Consider the following 14,985-nt stretch of genomic DNA (forward strand, 5'->3'; position numbering starts at 1 on the left):
GCCTGCTGGCGTGCTTGCGTGTATGCTGGTTGGCCCCTGTCATGTCAATCGAGAGGATGCATATGCTGTCACCGGCAGATTCTGGCGTGGAAGAACTGGTGCTCAATCTGGTGCTGTGGCTGAAACTGGCGGTCGAAGCCTGTGGTGCGCTGGTGATAGGCGTGGGTGTGCTGTTTGCTGGCGTGCGTTACCTGCAGCGCTGCTTCCAGCCGGGGATGATGCAATACAACGCGGTGCGGCTGAGCTTTGCCCGTTTTCTGGCGCTGGCGCTGGAATTGCAGCTGGCGGCGGACATCCTGTCTACCGCGGTGGCGCCCAGCTGGGACCAGATCGGCAAGCTGGCGGCCATTGCCGTACTGCGTACGGCGCTCAATTTTTTCCTCGCCCAGGAAATTCGCGATACCGAGCAGGCCGATCAGCCACCGCAGAGCTGACGGCTCTGTGCTGGCAGCACTGCCGGCGTTCAGGTCTCAGCGTGCCTGGCGTCGGTACAGGTAGCCAGGGTAGACGCGGATGCAGCCGCTGACATCTTCGACCTTGCCATATTCCCCCACTAGCTCCCAGCTGGCCCCGTTGGCTTGCAGTATCCGGTAGACCGGGCTGCCGGCCTGATAAAACAGCAAGTCATTGCCATGGAAGTGGTCGAGCGGCAGCAGGGGGTGCTGGCTGGGCAGCACCAGCAGCATGGCCGCCGTTTGCACGTCCATGTCGGCCAGTTGTTCGCGGTCGGCGGCCACCATGCCGCAGAAGGCTAGCAGGAAGGCAAGCGGCAGCATCAGCCAGTGGCCGCTGAGCAGGCCGAACAGGGTGAGAATGGTGGAGCCGGTAAAAAAGAAGCTGCTGTGTGTTTTCATGAGCGGGTTCATTGCCTGGGCTTGTGGCCTGCAAATGGCAAACGCCGCCTGGCTGGAGGCGGCGTGTTGTCTGGGGACGCGGTGGCACGTCGCAGGAGCCTTGTGGCGTGTTAGCTGCTGACGGTTTAGCCTGATTTCCGGATTATATGGCGATTTTTCCTAAATTGATTAATAGAATCAGTCAATTACTAATGATAATGGTCTAGCTCTCGCTGTCGCCGGGTTTTCACTGCATGGCCAAAAAAACAACGCCACCCGAAGGTGGCGTCATGGTGTGCTGCAGCGGTCCGCGCTTTACTCTTCTGCCGGCTTGGCTTCCGGCGGTGCAATCACCTCACTGTAGCCACATTCCTTCTGCGGGCAGACTTTCTCGGTACCGCGACGCTTGGTGGTCTTGATGGTGAGGATAGGCCAGTTGCACTTGGGGCAGGGCTCAGCTACCGGCGGATTCCAGGTAGCGTACTTGCACTTGGGATAGGTATTGCAGCTGTAGAACAGCTTGCCGTAGCGGCTCTTGCGCTCAATCAGGTGGCCGGTCTTGCATTCCGGGCATTCCACACCGGTGTCGCGTGGTTTTTCCAGCGGCTCGATGTGTTTGCACTTGGGGTAATTGGCGCAACCGATGAACTTGCCGTAACGACCCTTCTTGATGTGCAGTTCGCCGCCGCAGTCCGGGCAGACCCGGCCTTCGATCACCGTCGGTGCTTCGGCTTCTTCGGCGGCCTGTTCGGCGGTTTCACCCATATTGCGGGTGTAGTCGCAGTCCGGGTAGCCGGTGCAGGCGATGAAGCGGCCGCGCTTACCAAACTTGATGGACAAGGGCTTGCTGCATTTCGGGCAGGCTTCGTCCAGGCTTTCGGTGGTGACTTCGGCGCGGGAAATGCTCTCCTTTTCCGCCAGCTGCTTGGAAAAACCCTTCCAGAAGCTGTCCATCACCGGCACCCACTCACGCTGGCCACTGGCGATATCATCCAGCTGGTTTTCCAGCTTGGCGGTGAAGTTGTAGTCCACGTACTGACTGAAATGCTCAGTCAGGAATTTGTTGACGATGTCGCCGGTGTCGGTGGGCTGGAAGCGCTTCTTGTCGAGGATGACGTATTCGCGGTCTTTCAGCGTGGAGATGATGCTGGCGTAGGTGGAAGGACGGCCGATGCCGAATTCTTCCAGCGCCTTCACCAGACTGGCTTCGGAGAAGCGCGGCGGCGGCTGGGTGAAGTGCTGCTCGCCATACAGCTTGTCCACCGGCAGGCTGTCGCCTTCTTCCAGTAGCGGCAGCTTGGCGTTGTCTTCGTCCTCGGCATCATCCACGTCTTCCTCGTACACGGCGAGGAAGCCGGCAAAGGTCTGCACCTGGCCGCTGGCACGGAAGATGCCCTCGCCCATGGTGATGTCCACGCTGGTGGTGTCGAACTTGGCCGGTGCCATCTGGCAGGCCAGGGTACGCTTCCACACCATGTCGTACAGCTTGAACTGGTCGGTGGTCAGGAAGGGCTTGACCGAGTCCGGTGTGCGCAGGATGGAGGTGGGGCGAATCGCCTCATGCGCCTCCTGGGCATTCTTGGACTTGTTCTTGTAGGCAACGGCGTTCTTGGGCAGAAAGTCGTTGTTGAAGGTGTCACTGATATAGCTGCGGATTTCTTCCACGGCTTCATTGGCCAGTGCCACCGAGTCGGTACGCATATAGGTGATCAGACCGACCGTGCCCTGGCCGATGTCGATACCTTCATACAGCTGCTGCGCGGTCCGCATGGTGCGGTCGGTGGTCATGCCCAGCTTGCGTACGGCTTCCTGTTGCAGCGTCGAGGTCGTGAAAGGGGCAGCCGGGCTGCGCGATTTCTTTTTCTTCTCGATGGTGGTGACCGTGGCTGGCTGGTTTTGCAGACGCGCCAGGATGTCGGCGTGTTCGGCATCACCCGGAATGGCGAACTGATCCAGCTTCTGGCCGGCCAGTGTGGTCAGCTTGGCCGAGAACTTGGTTCTGCCCTTGTGGCTGTCCAGATGCACCGACCAGTATTCCTGCTGCACAAAGGCCTTGATCTCGTTCTCGCGTTCGCAGATCAGGCGCAGTGCCGGGCTTTGTACCCGACCTGCCGACAGGCCGCGGCGGATTTTCTTCCACAGCAGCGGCGACAGATTGAAACCCACCAGATAATCCAGGGCGCGGCGTGCCTGTTGGGCATCGACCAGATCCTGGGCGACTTCGCGCGGGTTGCCGATGGCTTCCAGTACCGCGTTCTTGGTGATTTCGTGGAACACCACGCGCTGGGCGGTTTTGCCCTTCAACAGCTTTTTGCTGTTGAGGATCTGCACCAGATGCCAGGAAATGGCTTCACCTTCGCGGTCCGGGTCAGTGGCCAGGTAGACATGGTCCACCTCGGCCACCGCCTTGACGATGGCGTCTACATGTTTGCTGTTGCGGGCGATCAGCTGGTACTTCATGGCAAACCCCTTTTCCGGGTCTACCGCACCGTTTTTCGGTACCAGATCGCGCACGTGACCGTAGGAAGCCAGGACTTCGAAGTCCGGTCCCAGGTATTTCTTCAGCGTTTTTGCCTTGGATGGCGACTCAACGATCAAGAGGCTGGAGGGCATGTTTTCGTTTCAGTGTGTACCGGAGGAGCTCCGGCTGATAGCGGTTCTATCTATCAAATAAAGCAAGTGCGCAAATAAAACAAGAGCGCGTGTGGCGCTCTTGTGCAAAATTCCGTGCAGTCTCGTCAGGCGAGGCGGGATGTTAAGCCCGTCGCACCGGCGCTGACAAGTCATTGCATGGTGGGTTCGCCATGAATGGCGTCCAGCAATTCTTCGCCCAGCAGGATGGGCAGTTCTGCCTTTTGCGCCCACAACACCATCAGTGCCACCAGTTTGGCCGAGCCGACATTGATATCGTCGTCCGGCAATTCAAACAGGCGGTCAATCACCATTTCGCGCTGCGAGGGCGACAGCGCGCCGTGGTCTTCCAGAAACTGGATCAGGCCGCGCACCTCGGTTGGCAGGCGTTCCTGCTCGGCATCGGCATAAATGCGCATGCCCGAGGCGTCGTCCGCGCTGGCATACAGGCCTTCCACCATATTGGCGACATTGTCCAGCCAGTCCAGCGCGTCGTTGATTTCCTCGTCTTCGAAGCCGGCGGCTTCCAACTGGCGCATCAGTGTGCCGCGGTCACCAAAGGCATCCGGGTCACGGTATTGCTCGAACAAATAAGTGAGAACGTCAAACATCAGGTCTTCTTCAAATGAGCTGCTACAGAATCCAGTCTGAATCAGACCAGTCGCTGGACCTGCCCGCCAGGCAGGCTGGTGAGCTTGCCGGCAAGCTCCAGCTCGAGCAGCATCGCGTAAACCTCCCCTTGCGTCAACCCGAGTTGCTGCGCCAGCCACTCGCTGCTGACCGGGTCGAAGCCCATCAGGGTGAGAATCTGCTCTGCCGCCGGTGCCGGATCTGCTGCGCGAACAGGGGCTGCCGGCGCGCTGCGGCTCAGCCGGCCCACTTCTTCCAGCACGTCTTCCACCGACTCCACCAGCCGGGCGCCATCCTTCAGCAACCGGTGGCAGCCACGTGCCTGCGGATTGTTGATCGAGCCAGGCACGGCCATGACTTCGCGCCCGCTTTCGGCCGCGAGCCTGGCGGTAATCAGCGAGCCGGAGTTGATATTGGCCTCCACCACCAGGCAGCCGCGGGAAAGGCCGGCAATGATGCGGTTGCGGCGCGGGAAGTGGCCGGCCAGCGGACCGGCACCCAGCGGGAATTCAGACAGGATCAGCCCGGCACTGCCAATCTGGTGTGCCAGTGCACGGTTGCTGGCGGGATATACCCGATCGATGCCGGTGCCGATCACCGCGATGGTGGAGCCTGCCGCGGCCAGCGCACCCTGGTGTGCCGCGGCGTCGATGCCGCTGGCCAGTCCGCTGACGATGGTGTAGCCGTGCTCAGCCAGACGCTGGGCAAAGTCGCTGGCGATCTGCTTGCCCGGCGGCGTGGCGCTGCGGCTGCCCACCATGGCCAGCATGGGCTGTTGCAGTAATTCCCGACGACCGCGAGCAAACAGCAGCGGCGGTGGCGATGCGGTTTCTGCCAGCGCTTGTGGATAGTCGTCATCCTGCAGGCTGAGCAGGCTGCACTGCTCGCCTTCGGCCCAGGCCAGCGCGGCGTCAACGTCCGGCTGCGCCACCCGCTCGCGCAGGGCCATGGCCGCCTGCTGGCCGATCAGCGGCGTGGTTTGTGACTGCCCGGCAGCCACGGCATGGCTGGCCGAACCAAAGCTGGCGATCAGCTTGAGAAAGCCGGCCGGGCCAATGCCCGGTGTCAGTGCCAGCAGCAGCCAGTCGCCGGAGGACTCGCTCATTCGCTTTCCGGTGCGGCCACGACATCACCGACGCTGGCCGCGTCGGTGCTTTCCAGCACCAGCCCGTACGACACCTTGTCAAACACCCGGTAGATGAAAATCTTGCCGATGGTCTGGCCTGGCAGCATGACCGACTTTTTCTGACCGTCGGCAGTGATGATGGAAACCGGCTTGCCGTTCTTGTAGATGCTGAGCACGTCGCCGGCTTCGACCTGTTCGCGCCGGCCCCGGTTGATCACTATATTGGAATACTGTGCGGCGCCATCCACGCCATCGTAGATCGAGATGATCTGGCCGCGGATGTCGCTGTCCGGGCTGTGCGGTACGTAGCTGACAAACTGGTCTTTCGGAGCTTTGATCAGGCGGTCGCCCACCAGGATTTCACCAGCCACGCTGGTGATGTGCATGCTTTGTACATCCTCACCCAGCTTGTCCACCACCACGTCGCCACCGTACATCACTTCGTAGCCGAGGTTTTCCTTGGTGTCGGGGTCGATCAGTGCCTTGCCGGCGCGGTAGGCCTGCCAGTTGCCCACTTCGCCGACGCCATTGGCATAGACGCGGTCGCCGGTGCCGAAGGCCAGCCGTTGTTCCGGTCCGGCAATCAGCCTGGGTGCCAGGCTGAATTCTTCTTCATTGACCACCAGCGGACGGCTGAGGAAGGGCTCGATGGCCTTGGCCGGAATGCTGGGAATCGCCTTGCCCACGTCGGACATGCGTATTTGCGGTGACAGCCGGAGTTCGCCCTGGCCACCTTTTTCCAGCGACAGCCGCGGCTGGCCGTTGACATAGCTCAGTACCAGTACGTCGCCGGGGTAGATCCAGTGCGGGTTTTTGATGTCGCGCTTGTTCATCTGCCACAAGCTGGGCCATTTCCATGGGCTCTTGAGGTAGCGACCCGAAATGCCCCACAAGGTATCGCCCTTGCTCACGGTATAGCGCTCAGGTGCGCCGGGCTTGATGGTGAGCGTGTCGGAAAATGCCGGGAGAGCCAGTCCCAGAGCCAAAGCAAGCGATATAATACTTTTACGCATGAAAAGTGCCCCAATATTGAGTGTAACGAGCGCCCGCGAGCGCTCCTTTGACAAACGAGCATGCGTCAGACCCGTCTATTATCGACGTGCTGATGGCATTACGACAACTTGGAGCAAGAAAACCGATGGCGCTGCTGAACATTCTGCATTATCCGGATGCGCGTCTGCATACCGTGGCCACGCCGGTCGAGACTTTTGACGCTGCCCTGCAGACCCATATCGACAATATGTTTGACACCATGTACGAGGCCAAGGGCATCGGCCTGGCCGCGACCCAGGTGGACTACCACCAGCGGCTGGTGGTGATGGACATTTCCGAAGAACATAACGAGCGTCGCGTCTTCATCAATCCGGTCATTACCGAAAAAGAAGGCGAAACCGTGTACGAAGAGGGCTGCCTGTCGGTACCCGGCATCTACGACAAGGTGACCCGTGCCGAACGCGTCAAGGTGCGTGCCCAGGATGCCACCGGCAAGGTGTTCGAGCTGGAGGCCGACGGCTTGCTGGCCATCTGCATCCAGCACGAAATCGACCATCTGGATGGCAAGGTATTCGTTGAATACCTGTCCGAGCTCAAGCAGGGCCGGATTCGCACCAAGATGAAAAAGCGCGAAAAGCAGAATATGTAAGCCCGTGGCCGGTCGTGACAGCGGCCGGCCTGCTTATCCCACACCCGAGACACGGTCAGCCCTGTCTCTTGTTTTTTCAGGTTCACGATGAAACTGATTTTTGCCGGTACGCCGGAATTCGCCGCCGCAGCGCTCAAAGCCCTGTTGGCTGCCGGGCATGAAATTGCCCTGGTGCTGACCCAGCCGGACCGCCCGGCGGGGCGTGGCATGAAACTCAAGCCCAGCCCGGTGAAGCAGGTCGCACTGGAACATGGCTTGCGGGTGGAGCAGCCGGTTTCCCTCAAGACGGCAGAAGCCCAGGCCATGCTGCAGGATATCGGCGCAGAGCTGATGGTGGTGGCCGCCTATGGCCTGCTGCTGCCCAAGGCGGTGCTGGACATCCCGCCGCGCGGCTGCCTCAATATCCACGCCTCACTGTTGCCGCGCTGGCGTGGTGCCGCGCCGATACAGCGCGCCATCCTGGCCGGCGACAGCGAAACCGGCATCACCATCATGCAGATGGATGTGGGGCTGGATACCGGTGACATGCTGTCCATCCATCCGCTGGCCATTGCTGCCGATGACACCGCCGCCAGCCTGCACGACAAGCTGGCCGTATGTGGTGCCGAAGCCATTGTCAGCACGCTGGCGCAACTGGACAGCCTGCAGGCACAGCCGCAGCCGGAAGAGGGCGTGAACTACGCCCACAAGCTGACCAAGGCTGAGGCCGAGGTGGACTGGTCGCTGCCGGCCGACACCATTGCCCGTGCCATTCGGGCCTACAACCCGGCTCCGGGCGCGTTTACCAAGCTGGACGGCGAGCCGCTCAAACTGTGGTTTGCCCATGCCATTGTCGGCCAGGGCGAAGCCGGAGTCGTGCTGTGTGCCGATGCCGAGGGCGTGGTGGTGGGCAGTGGGGACGGGCTGGTGGTACTCAGCCAGTTGCAAGCAGCGGGTGGCAAGCGCCTGAGTGCGCGTGATTTTGCTGCCGGCCGTGCCGCGCTGGCGGGAACCCGTCTGGGCGGCTGAGCGTCACAACAGGCCAGAGCAAAGGAGGCTAGCGTGAATAATCTGATCAAGACGGCCATGCTGATGGCCGCCTTCGTGGCCTTCCTCGGCATCATCGGTGCCATGGTGGGCGGCAAGAGCGGCCTGTTGCTGGCCTTGCTGTTTGCTGGCGGGATGAATCTGTTTGCCTACTGGAATTCCGACCAGATGGTGTTGCGCATGTACAACGCGCAGGAAGTGGATGCCCGCACCGCTCCTGAATTTTACGGGATGGTGGCCGAGCTGGCGCAGCGTGCTGGCCTGCCCATGCCCCGGGTCTACGTCATCCATGAAGACCAGCCCAATGCCTTTGCCACCGGGCGCGACCCGGAACACGCCGCCGTGGCAGCTACCAGCGGCATCATGCGCATGCTGGACTACCGCGAACTGCGTGGCGTGATGGCGCACGAACTGGCCCACGTGCGCCACCGTGACACGCTGATCTCCACCCTGTCGGCCACCATGGCCGGCGCGGTGTCGGCACTGGCCAGCTTCGCCATGTTCTTTGGCGGGCGGGACGAAAACGGCCGACCGGTCAATCCGCTGGCCGGCATCCTGGTGGCGCTGCTGGCCCCGCTGGCCGCCAGCGTCATCCAGATGGCCATTTCCCGGGCGCGCGAATTTGAAGCCGACCGTGGCGGTGCCGAGATTTCTGCTGATCCGCTGGCATTGGCTGCAGCGCTGCAGAAGATCGAGTACTACGCTCAAGGTATTGCCATGCCCACGGCGCAGGCGCACCCGGAAACCGCGCAGATGATGATCATCAACCCGCTCTCCGGTCTGAGCATGGGCGAGCTGTTCCGCACCCATCCGCATACCGAGGAGCGCATTGCCCGCTTGCATGCTATGGCGCGCGGCGTGGGCTGAACGTATCATGCGCCTCTAGCAAGGATCTGTTGCCGCCGGATCAAGCAAGACTGCTTGGTTTCCGGCGCGGGCAGAGACCCACGGGCCGGTGCCGCCAGATGCGAGCCGGCCGTTATCAACGGCGAGAACGCAGTCCTCGCCGTTTGCCATTTAAGGTTTTGACATGCATCGCATACAGCAACTGGCCGCCGACGTGCTGGGCCAGGTGGAATCCGGCCATACCCTGACCGAGGCCCTGGCCCAAGCCCAGCGCCAGGGCAGTGAACTGACGCCGCAAGAGCGCGCCGCCTTGCAGGACATCTGCTACGGCAGCCTGCGCCAGCTGGCGCGTCTGCGCTTCTGGCTGCGGCGGCTGGTCCCCAAAGCCCTGCCGGAACCACAGCTGGAACGGGTGCTGCTGGTAGCGCTTTATCAGCTGGTGTATACCCGTGCCGCCGATTACGCCATCGTCAACGAGGCGGTCAAACTGTCCGAGCGCTTGGCGCGCGGCAAATTCAAAGCCCTGGTCAACGGCGTGTTGCGCAATTTCCTGCGTCAGCGCGAAGAAATGCTGCGCCTGGCGGACAAGGATCTGGAAGCAGCCACCAATCATCCGCGCTGGTGGATCAAGGCTGTGCAGCAGGCTTATCCGCAGCAATGGTCTTCGGTGCTGGAGTGGAATAACAGCCATCCGCCGATGACGCTGCGTGTCAATGCGCGCAAGAGTACGGTGGCCGGCTACCTGGCGCAGCTGGAAGCTTTGGGCATGGCCGCAAGCGCGTTGGATGATATCTGCGGCATCCAGCTGGAAAAGCCGGTCAATGTGCGTGAACTGCCGGGTTTTGCCGAAGGCGTGGTCTCGGTACAGGACTGGGGCGCGCAGCAGGCTGCCGTGCTGCTCGACTTGCAGCCCGGACAGCGGGTACTGGATGCCTGTGCCGCTCCCGGCGGCAAAACCTGCCATATGCTGGAGCTGGCCGATCTGCAACTGACTGCGCTGGACATCGATGCCCAGCGACTGGAGCGGGTGGCCGACAATCTGCAGCGCTGCGGGCTGAGTGCCAGCCTGCAGGCCGCGGATGCCGGCCGCAGCGCCGACTGGTGGGATGGCCAGCCGTTTGACCGCATTCTGGCCGACGTGCCCTGCTCGGCATCTGGGGTGGTGCGCCGTCATCCGGACATCAAGTGGCTGCGTCGCCCCGGCGATTTTGCCGCGCTGGCGCGCCAGCAGGCAGTGATGGTTGACACGCTATGGGGGCTACTCGCCTCCGGGGGCAAAATGCTTTACGCTACGTGCTCGATTTTTCCGGAAGAAAATCAGCAGCAGCTGGCCGCATTCCTGGCGCGTCATTCCGATGCCGAATGCCTGAATCAGCAACAACTGTTGCCCTGTGAGCGTCATGACGGTTTCTATTACGCGCTGCTTGCGAAACATTAGCCTGGTGTTATGGCTACTGGTCTGTGCCGTCAACACGGCGCAGGCCGATGGCATTCTTGCGCGCCGCGCCGATGCCGAGCTGACCCAGGATGGCCAGCTGTCGCTCAGTACCCGCTTTCAGACCAAACTGTCCAGTGGCCTGAGCGATGCCCTGGGGCAGGGCGTGGTCCTGACTTTCCGGCTGGAATTCGAACTCACCCGGCCGCGCAGTACCGCTTACTATCTCAACCTGAAAGAATGGTTCGAGCCGCATGCCAGCCTGGCTTTCAAGCTGTCCTACCAGCCACTGACCAGTCGTTACCGCATTACCATCGGCAGTTTTTCCAATTATTACCGCACCCTGGCTGAAGCCATGGGCGCGCTCGGCTCGATTCAGGACTGGCGCGTCTTGCAAAGCGGTGCGCTCGATCCGCGCAGCGCCGGCAGTGTCGCTGGCCGGGTGCGGCTGGTGCTGGACATCAGTGAGCTGCCCAAGCCATTCCAGATCAATGCCCTGGGCTCGGGGGAGTGGAGTCTGTCTTCCAACTGGACGGCCATCAGCATGAAAGATGGCAGCTGATGCGTTACGCAGCCATTGCTCTGGCAACGTTCGGCGCCATCATGCTTTACCTGCTGGCGGTAGCCACCGGCAATGCCTCCAAGCTGGCCGAGTACTACTGGTGGGTGTTTGGCCTGAACAGCCTGTTGCTGCTCGGCCTGCTCGGCGTGGTGGGCCGCCAGCTGCTGCGCCTGCGCCAGCGGGTCAAGGGCCGCGTGTTCGGGGCCAAGCTGACCCAGCGCCTGGTGATGATGTTTGCCGTGGTGGCGCTGGTGCCGGGCTTGCTGGTGTTTACCATCTCGGCCCAATTCCTGACGCGCAGCATTGAAAGCTGGTTCGATGTCCGGGTGGAGTCGGCGCTGGACCGTGGCCTGGAGCTGGGCAAGGGCGCACTCAACTATGTGCTGGAAGACGTCGCCCGCAAAAGCCGCGTGGTGCTGGATGATATCGACGGCCTGCCTGGCAGCATGTTGCCTTCGCGGCTGGAACGGCTGCGCGAACAGCTGGGCTTGCGCGAGCTGGCCATTTTCAACAAGTCGGGGCAGCTGCTGAATTTTGCCAGCAATAATACCCACCAGCTGCCGCAGCAGCCCGCCCGCGATACCTTGCGTGGCCTCAAGCTGCGCCAGGGCAGCAAGAGCATCGAAAATGAGACGGGTGGCCTGACGCTCAAGGTGCTGCTGCCGTATCGCACGCTGGACGGCGACTGGCGCGTGTTGCAGGTGGTGCAGACCGCACCGCAGACCATTGCCCATGATGCCGAGCAGATTGAAACTGCCCGCGCCGAATACCACCAGTTGCTGCTGTCGCGCGATGGCCTGAAAACCTTCTACATGCTGACCCTGGCGCTGGCCTGCCTGCTGGCGCTGACTTCGGCCCTGGCTTTTGCCTTGTTCCTGTCCGAGCGACTGTCCGCACCGCTGTCCGAACTGGCCGCAGGCACCCGTGCCGTGGCCCAGGGTGACTTTTCCAAGCGTCACCCGGTCTATCGCCGCGACGAACTGGGCATGCTCACCACCCTGTTCAACCGCATGACCCAGCAGCTGGAAGAGGCACGCCAGACCGCCAACCAGAACCAGCGGGCACTGGAGAGCGGCAAGCTTTATCTCGAAAGCATACTGGCCAATCTGTCCGCCGGTGTCATTGCACTGGACGAAGGCTGGCAGCTGCGTGCCGCCAATACCAGTGCCGGCCGCATCCTGGGGGTGGACTTTGCCGAGCTGGTCGCCTATCCGGTCAAGCAGTGGTCAACGCTGGTCCCCGCACTGATTCCGCTGGTGGATACCATGCTGCAGCACGGCGAGAACAAGCTGGAAGAAGAATGGCAAACCCAGCTGGATTATGTCACCGGTCAGGGTGCGCGCAGCTTGCTGGTGCGCGGTGCCCGCTTGCCGGAACGCTCCGGAAGCGGTTATGTTGTGGTGTTCGATGATATAACCGAGCTGGGACGGGCGCAGCGCGATGCGGCCTGGGGCGAGGTGGCCAAGCGGCTGGCGCATGAAATCCGCAATCCGCTCACCCCTATCCAGTTGTCGGCCGAGCGTTTGGCGATGAAGTTGACCGCCAAACTGGAGGCGGCAGATGCCGACATGCTCAAACGCTCTACCGACACCATCATCAAGCAGGTGGCGGCGCTGAAGAATATGGTGGATGCGTTTCGCGATTATGCGCGCGCACCACGCATCAAACTCAGTGAACTTGATCTCAATCAGGTAGTACGGGAGGTTGCCACGCTGTACGAATCCAATCCGGCTGTTAAGATTGAACTGGAAGACAGGCCGCTGATGATCATGGGGGATGCCGCACTGCTGCGGCAGGTATTGCACAACCTGATGCAGAACGCACAGGATGCGGTCCTTGACGTTGACATCCCGATGATTCACATTAGCAGCCGACAAGAAGGAAGAAACGCGACCGTCTGCGTGCAGGACAATGGTTCGGGCTTTCCTGCCGAGCTCCTGCCACGCGCGTTCGAGCCCTATGTGACCAGCAAGCCCAAGGGAACGGGGCTGGGACTGGCGGTGGTGAAGAAAATAGCGGAGGAACACCATGGCCAGGTCATATTGGGGAATGGCGAGCAGCAAGGCGCGCGAATTCTTCTCACCCTGCCATTGCTGGAGGCCTAATGCGTAGCAGCGATATATTGATTGTTGATGACGAGATCGGAATACGTGAACTGCTCTCGGAGATCCTGCAGGATGAGGGATACACGGTTGCCCTGGCGGAAAACGCCGAGGTAGCCAGACAGCTGCGCAACCAGACGCGTCCCGCGCTGGTGCTGCTGGACATCTGGATGCCAGACTGCGACGGGGTTACCCTGCTCAAGGAATGGGCCAAGTCCGGCCAGCTCAACATGCCGGTAGTCATGATGTCTGGCCATGCCAGCATCGATACCGCAGTGGAGGCGACCCGCATCGGCGCCTTCGATTTCCTGGAAAAGCCGATTGCCCTGCAAAAGCTGCTCACCACGGTGCAGCGCGCGCTGAAGTATGGCGATATGCAGGCCAATACCTCCTTGAATCTGGACAAGCTGGGACGCAGCGAACCGATTCAGGAACTGAAACGCCAGCTGGAACGGGTGGCCAAGGTCAAATCACCGGTGTTGCTGACTGGCGAACCAGGGTCCGGTTTCGAACTGGTGGCACGTTTTTTCCATCAGGGCAATACGCCCTGGGTGACGCCGGCCAAGCCGGAACAACTGGCGGATGCGCCGCTGGAATTGCTGCAGAAAGCCAATAACGGTGTGTTGTTCCTGCCAGAAATCGGCCAGTACAACCGTCGTGTGCAACAAGGTTTGCTGTTCCTGCTGTCCAAGCTGGACCGCTTCAATGTGCGCCTGCTGTGCTCCTGCAGCCGGCCGCTGCAGGAATTGCTGGTTGATCCGGAGTGCGATAATCGCCTGCTCACGGCATTGTCGAGCGTGATTGTGCCGATTCCGCCGCTGCGCGAGCATGCAGAGGACATCATCTTCATCGCCGAGCAGATCCTGATCGAGCTGGTGGAGTCGCGGCAGGTTCCCAACAAGAAGCTGACCACGGCAGCGCTGAATGCGCTGCGCCAGTATGACTGGCCGGGTAATCTGGAGCAGCTGCGCAGCATCATCAAGAGCCTGGCGCTGACCTCGGAATCCGATGATGTCGACGCACCGGAAGTCAACAAGGTGCTGGCGCAGTTCCGCCATGAAAAGCCGGTGGAAGAGTCGGGTTTCGATTTCAACATGCCGCTACGCGAATTGCGCGAGCAGCTGGAGCGGCGTTACTTCGAGTACCACATCTCGCTGGAAAACGGCAATATGAGCCGTGTGGCACAGAAAGTGGGGCTGGAACGGACCCACTTGTACCGCAAGCTCAAGCAGCTGGGTATCAAGTTTGCCCGCAAGGTGGTAGAAGAGTAAGCCCTGTCTGTAGCCTGTCTGTAGCCTGATAAAACGCCGGCCTTGTGCTGGCGTTTTGTTTTGCCGGCTAGCTAGTCTGCACTATGGCGCAGTCCCCCTGATTTCCACTAAGCTTGCACTCCATGACAGATCTGAATGATGCAGCCCTGCTGCGCTATAGCCGACACATCCTGTTGCCGGAAATCGATATCGAAGGCCAGCAGCGGCTGGCTGCGTCCCGTGTGCTGGTGATCGGTGCTGGTGGGCTGGGTTCGCCGGTGGCGCTGTATCTGGCCAGTGCGGGTGTCGGTCAGATCACGCTGGCCGATGATGATCAGGTGGAGTTGAGCAATCTGCAGCGCCAGGTGGTACATGATATGGCGGCGCTGGGGGTGAACAAGGCAGAGTCCGCTCGTGCCCGCATGCTGGGGCTGAACCCGGATATTCAGGTGCGTGCGCTGGCCGAGCGCTTAAGCGCAGACCGTCTGCTGGAAGAAGCGCGACAGCACGATCTGTTGCTGGACTGTTCCGACAATTTCGCCACGCGCCATGCGGTTAACCGTGCCAGTGTGGCGGCCGGTGTGCCCTTGGTCTCGGGAGCTGCGGTACGCTTTGCCGGCCAACTGGCGGTGTTCGACCCGCGCGTGGCGGGCTCGCCCTGTTATCACTGTCTGTTTGCCGAGGAGGGCGAGGCGTCGGATGGCCCTTGTGCCACCTTCGGCGTGCTGTCCCCGCTGGTGGGGGTGATTGGCAGCATGCAGGCGGTGGAGGCGGTCAAGTTGCTGGCCGGGCGACAAGCGGTGCTGGGGCGACTGACTCTGTACGATGCGCTGAGCGGGGAGTTCCGCCAGATGAAATTTGGCCGCGATCCGGCCTGTCCGGTGTGTGCGGGCGGCTGATGT

General features: G+C 61.4%; 14 protein-coding genes. 9 read left to right on the plus strand and 5 right to left on the minus strand.

All coding sequences use genetic code 11. The features are described 5' to 3' along the window. Nucleotides 1-62 precede the first annotated feature (62 nt). On the plus strand, nt 63-434 hold the full coding sequence (locus FAZ30_RS06815) for a DUF1622 domain-containing protein (protein ID WP_199731087.1): 372 nt from the start codon (nt 63-65) through the stop codon (nt 432-434). 36 nt (nt 435-470) lie between these two features. On the opposite strand, the gene FAZ30_RS06820 is transcribed toward FAZ30_RS06815, so the two are convergent. The 5 genes from FAZ30_RS06820 to FAZ30_RS06840 all read right to left on the minus strand — a co-directional run bounded on the left by FAZ30_RS06820 (nt 471) and on the right by FAZ30_RS06840 (nt 6,233). Next, on the minus strand, nt 471-854 hold the full coding sequence (locus tag FAZ30_RS06820) for a hypothetical protein (protein ID WP_137009162.1): 384 nt from the start codon (nt 852-854) through the stop codon (nt 471-473). A gap of 294 nt (nt 855-1,148) precedes the next feature. Next, complete coding sequence (gene topA, locus FAZ30_RS06825; protein ID WP_124645161.1) at nt 1,149-3,446, minus strand: type I DNA topoisomerase; 2,298 nt, start codon at nt 3,444-3,446, stop codon at nt 1,149-1,151. A gap of 170 nt (nt 3,447-3,616) precedes the next feature. Then, nucleotides 3,617-4,075 carry a Smg family protein gene (locus FAZ30_RS06830; RefSeq protein ID WP_059287381.1) on the minus strand — a complete coding sequence of 153 codons (459 nt, stop codon included), beginning with the start codon at nt 4,073-4,075 and terminating at the stop codon, nt 3,617-3,619. Nucleotides 4,076-4,116: 41 nt separating this feature from the next. After that, nucleotides 4,117-5,199: a DNA-processing protein DprA gene (gene dprA, locus FAZ30_RS06835; RefSeq protein WP_124645160.1), complete on the minus strand. Its 1,083-nt coding sequence runs from the start codon at nt 5,197-5,199 to the stop codon at nt 4,117-4,119. Continuing rightward, nucleotides 5,196-6,233: a LysM peptidoglycan-binding domain-containing protein gene (locus tag FAZ30_RS06840; protein ID WP_124645159.1), complete on the minus strand. Its 1,038-nt coding sequence runs from the start codon at nt 6,231-6,233 to the stop codon at nt 5,196-5,198. The genes dprA and FAZ30_RS06840 overlap by 4 nt, the downstream gene beginning before the upstream one ends. A 125-nt stretch (nt 6,234-6,358) precedes the next feature. Between FAZ30_RS06840 and def the strand changes: the two genes are divergently transcribed. From def to FAZ30_RS06880, 8 genes are all read left to right on the plus strand, one after another. Next, the gene (gene def / locus FAZ30_RS06845; RefSeq protein WP_124645158.1) at nt 6,359-6,862 is read left to right on the plus strand and encodes a peptide deformylase; all 504 of its coding nucleotides are present in this window, start codon (nt 6,359-6,361) and stop codon (nt 6,860-6,862) included. A gap of 87 nt (nt 6,863-6,949) precedes the next feature. Beyond that, nucleotides 6,950-7,870, plus strand: a complete 921-nt coding sequence (fmt, locus tag FAZ30_RS06850) for a methionyl-tRNA formyltransferase (RefSeq protein ID WP_124645157.1) — start codon at nt 6,950-6,952, stop codon at nt 7,868-7,870. Nucleotides 7,871-7,903: 33 nt separating this feature from the next. After that, the gene (gene htpX, locus FAZ30_RS06855) at nt 7,904-8,755 is read left to right on the plus strand and encodes a zinc metalloprotease HtpX (RefSeq protein ID WP_124645156.1); all 852 of its coding nucleotides are present in this window, start codon (nt 7,904-7,906) and stop codon (nt 8,753-8,755) included. A gap of 163 nt (nt 8,756-8,918) precedes the next feature. Beyond that, nucleotides 8,919-10,172 (plus strand): 16S rRNA (cytosine(967)-C(5))-methyltransferase RsmB, encoded by a 1,254-nt coding sequence (rsmB, locus tag FAZ30_RS06860; protein WP_124645155.1) that lies wholly within the window; start codon nt 8,919-8,921, stop codon nt 10,170-10,172. Nucleotides 10,173-10,176: 4 nt separating this feature from the next. Then, nucleotides 10,177-10,731, plus strand: a complete 555-nt coding sequence (locus FAZ30_RS06865) for a DUF4390 domain-containing protein (RefSeq protein WP_233578629.1) — start codon at nt 10,177-10,179, stop codon at nt 10,729-10,731. Continuing rightward, complete coding sequence (locus FAZ30_RS06870) at nt 10,731-12,836, plus strand: sensor histidine kinase (RefSeq protein ID WP_124645153.1); 2,106 nt, start codon at nt 10,731-10,733, stop codon at nt 12,834-12,836. Before FAZ30_RS06865 ends, FAZ30_RS06870 begins: the two co-directional genes overlap by 1 nt. Next, nucleotides 12,836-14,104, plus strand: a complete 1,269-nt coding sequence (locus tag FAZ30_RS06875) for a sigma-54-dependent transcriptional regulator (RefSeq protein ID WP_059285445.1) — start codon at nt 12,836-12,838, stop codon at nt 14,102-14,104. The genes FAZ30_RS06870 and FAZ30_RS06875 overlap by 1 nt, the downstream gene beginning before the upstream one ends. A 122-nt stretch (nt 14,105-14,226) precedes the next feature. Beyond that, nucleotides 14,227-14,982: a HesA/MoeB/ThiF family protein gene (locus tag FAZ30_RS06880; RefSeq protein ID WP_124645152.1), complete on the plus strand. Its 756-nt coding sequence runs from the start codon at nt 14,227-14,229 to the stop codon at nt 14,980-14,982. Nucleotides 14,983-14,985: the final 3 nt, after the last annotated feature.

Origin of the sequence: Aquitalea aquatilis, assembly GCF_005155025.1 — a bacterium.
GTDB lineage: Bacteria > Pseudomonadota > Gammaproteobacteria > Burkholderiales > Chromobacteriaceae > Aquitalea > Aquitalea aquatilis.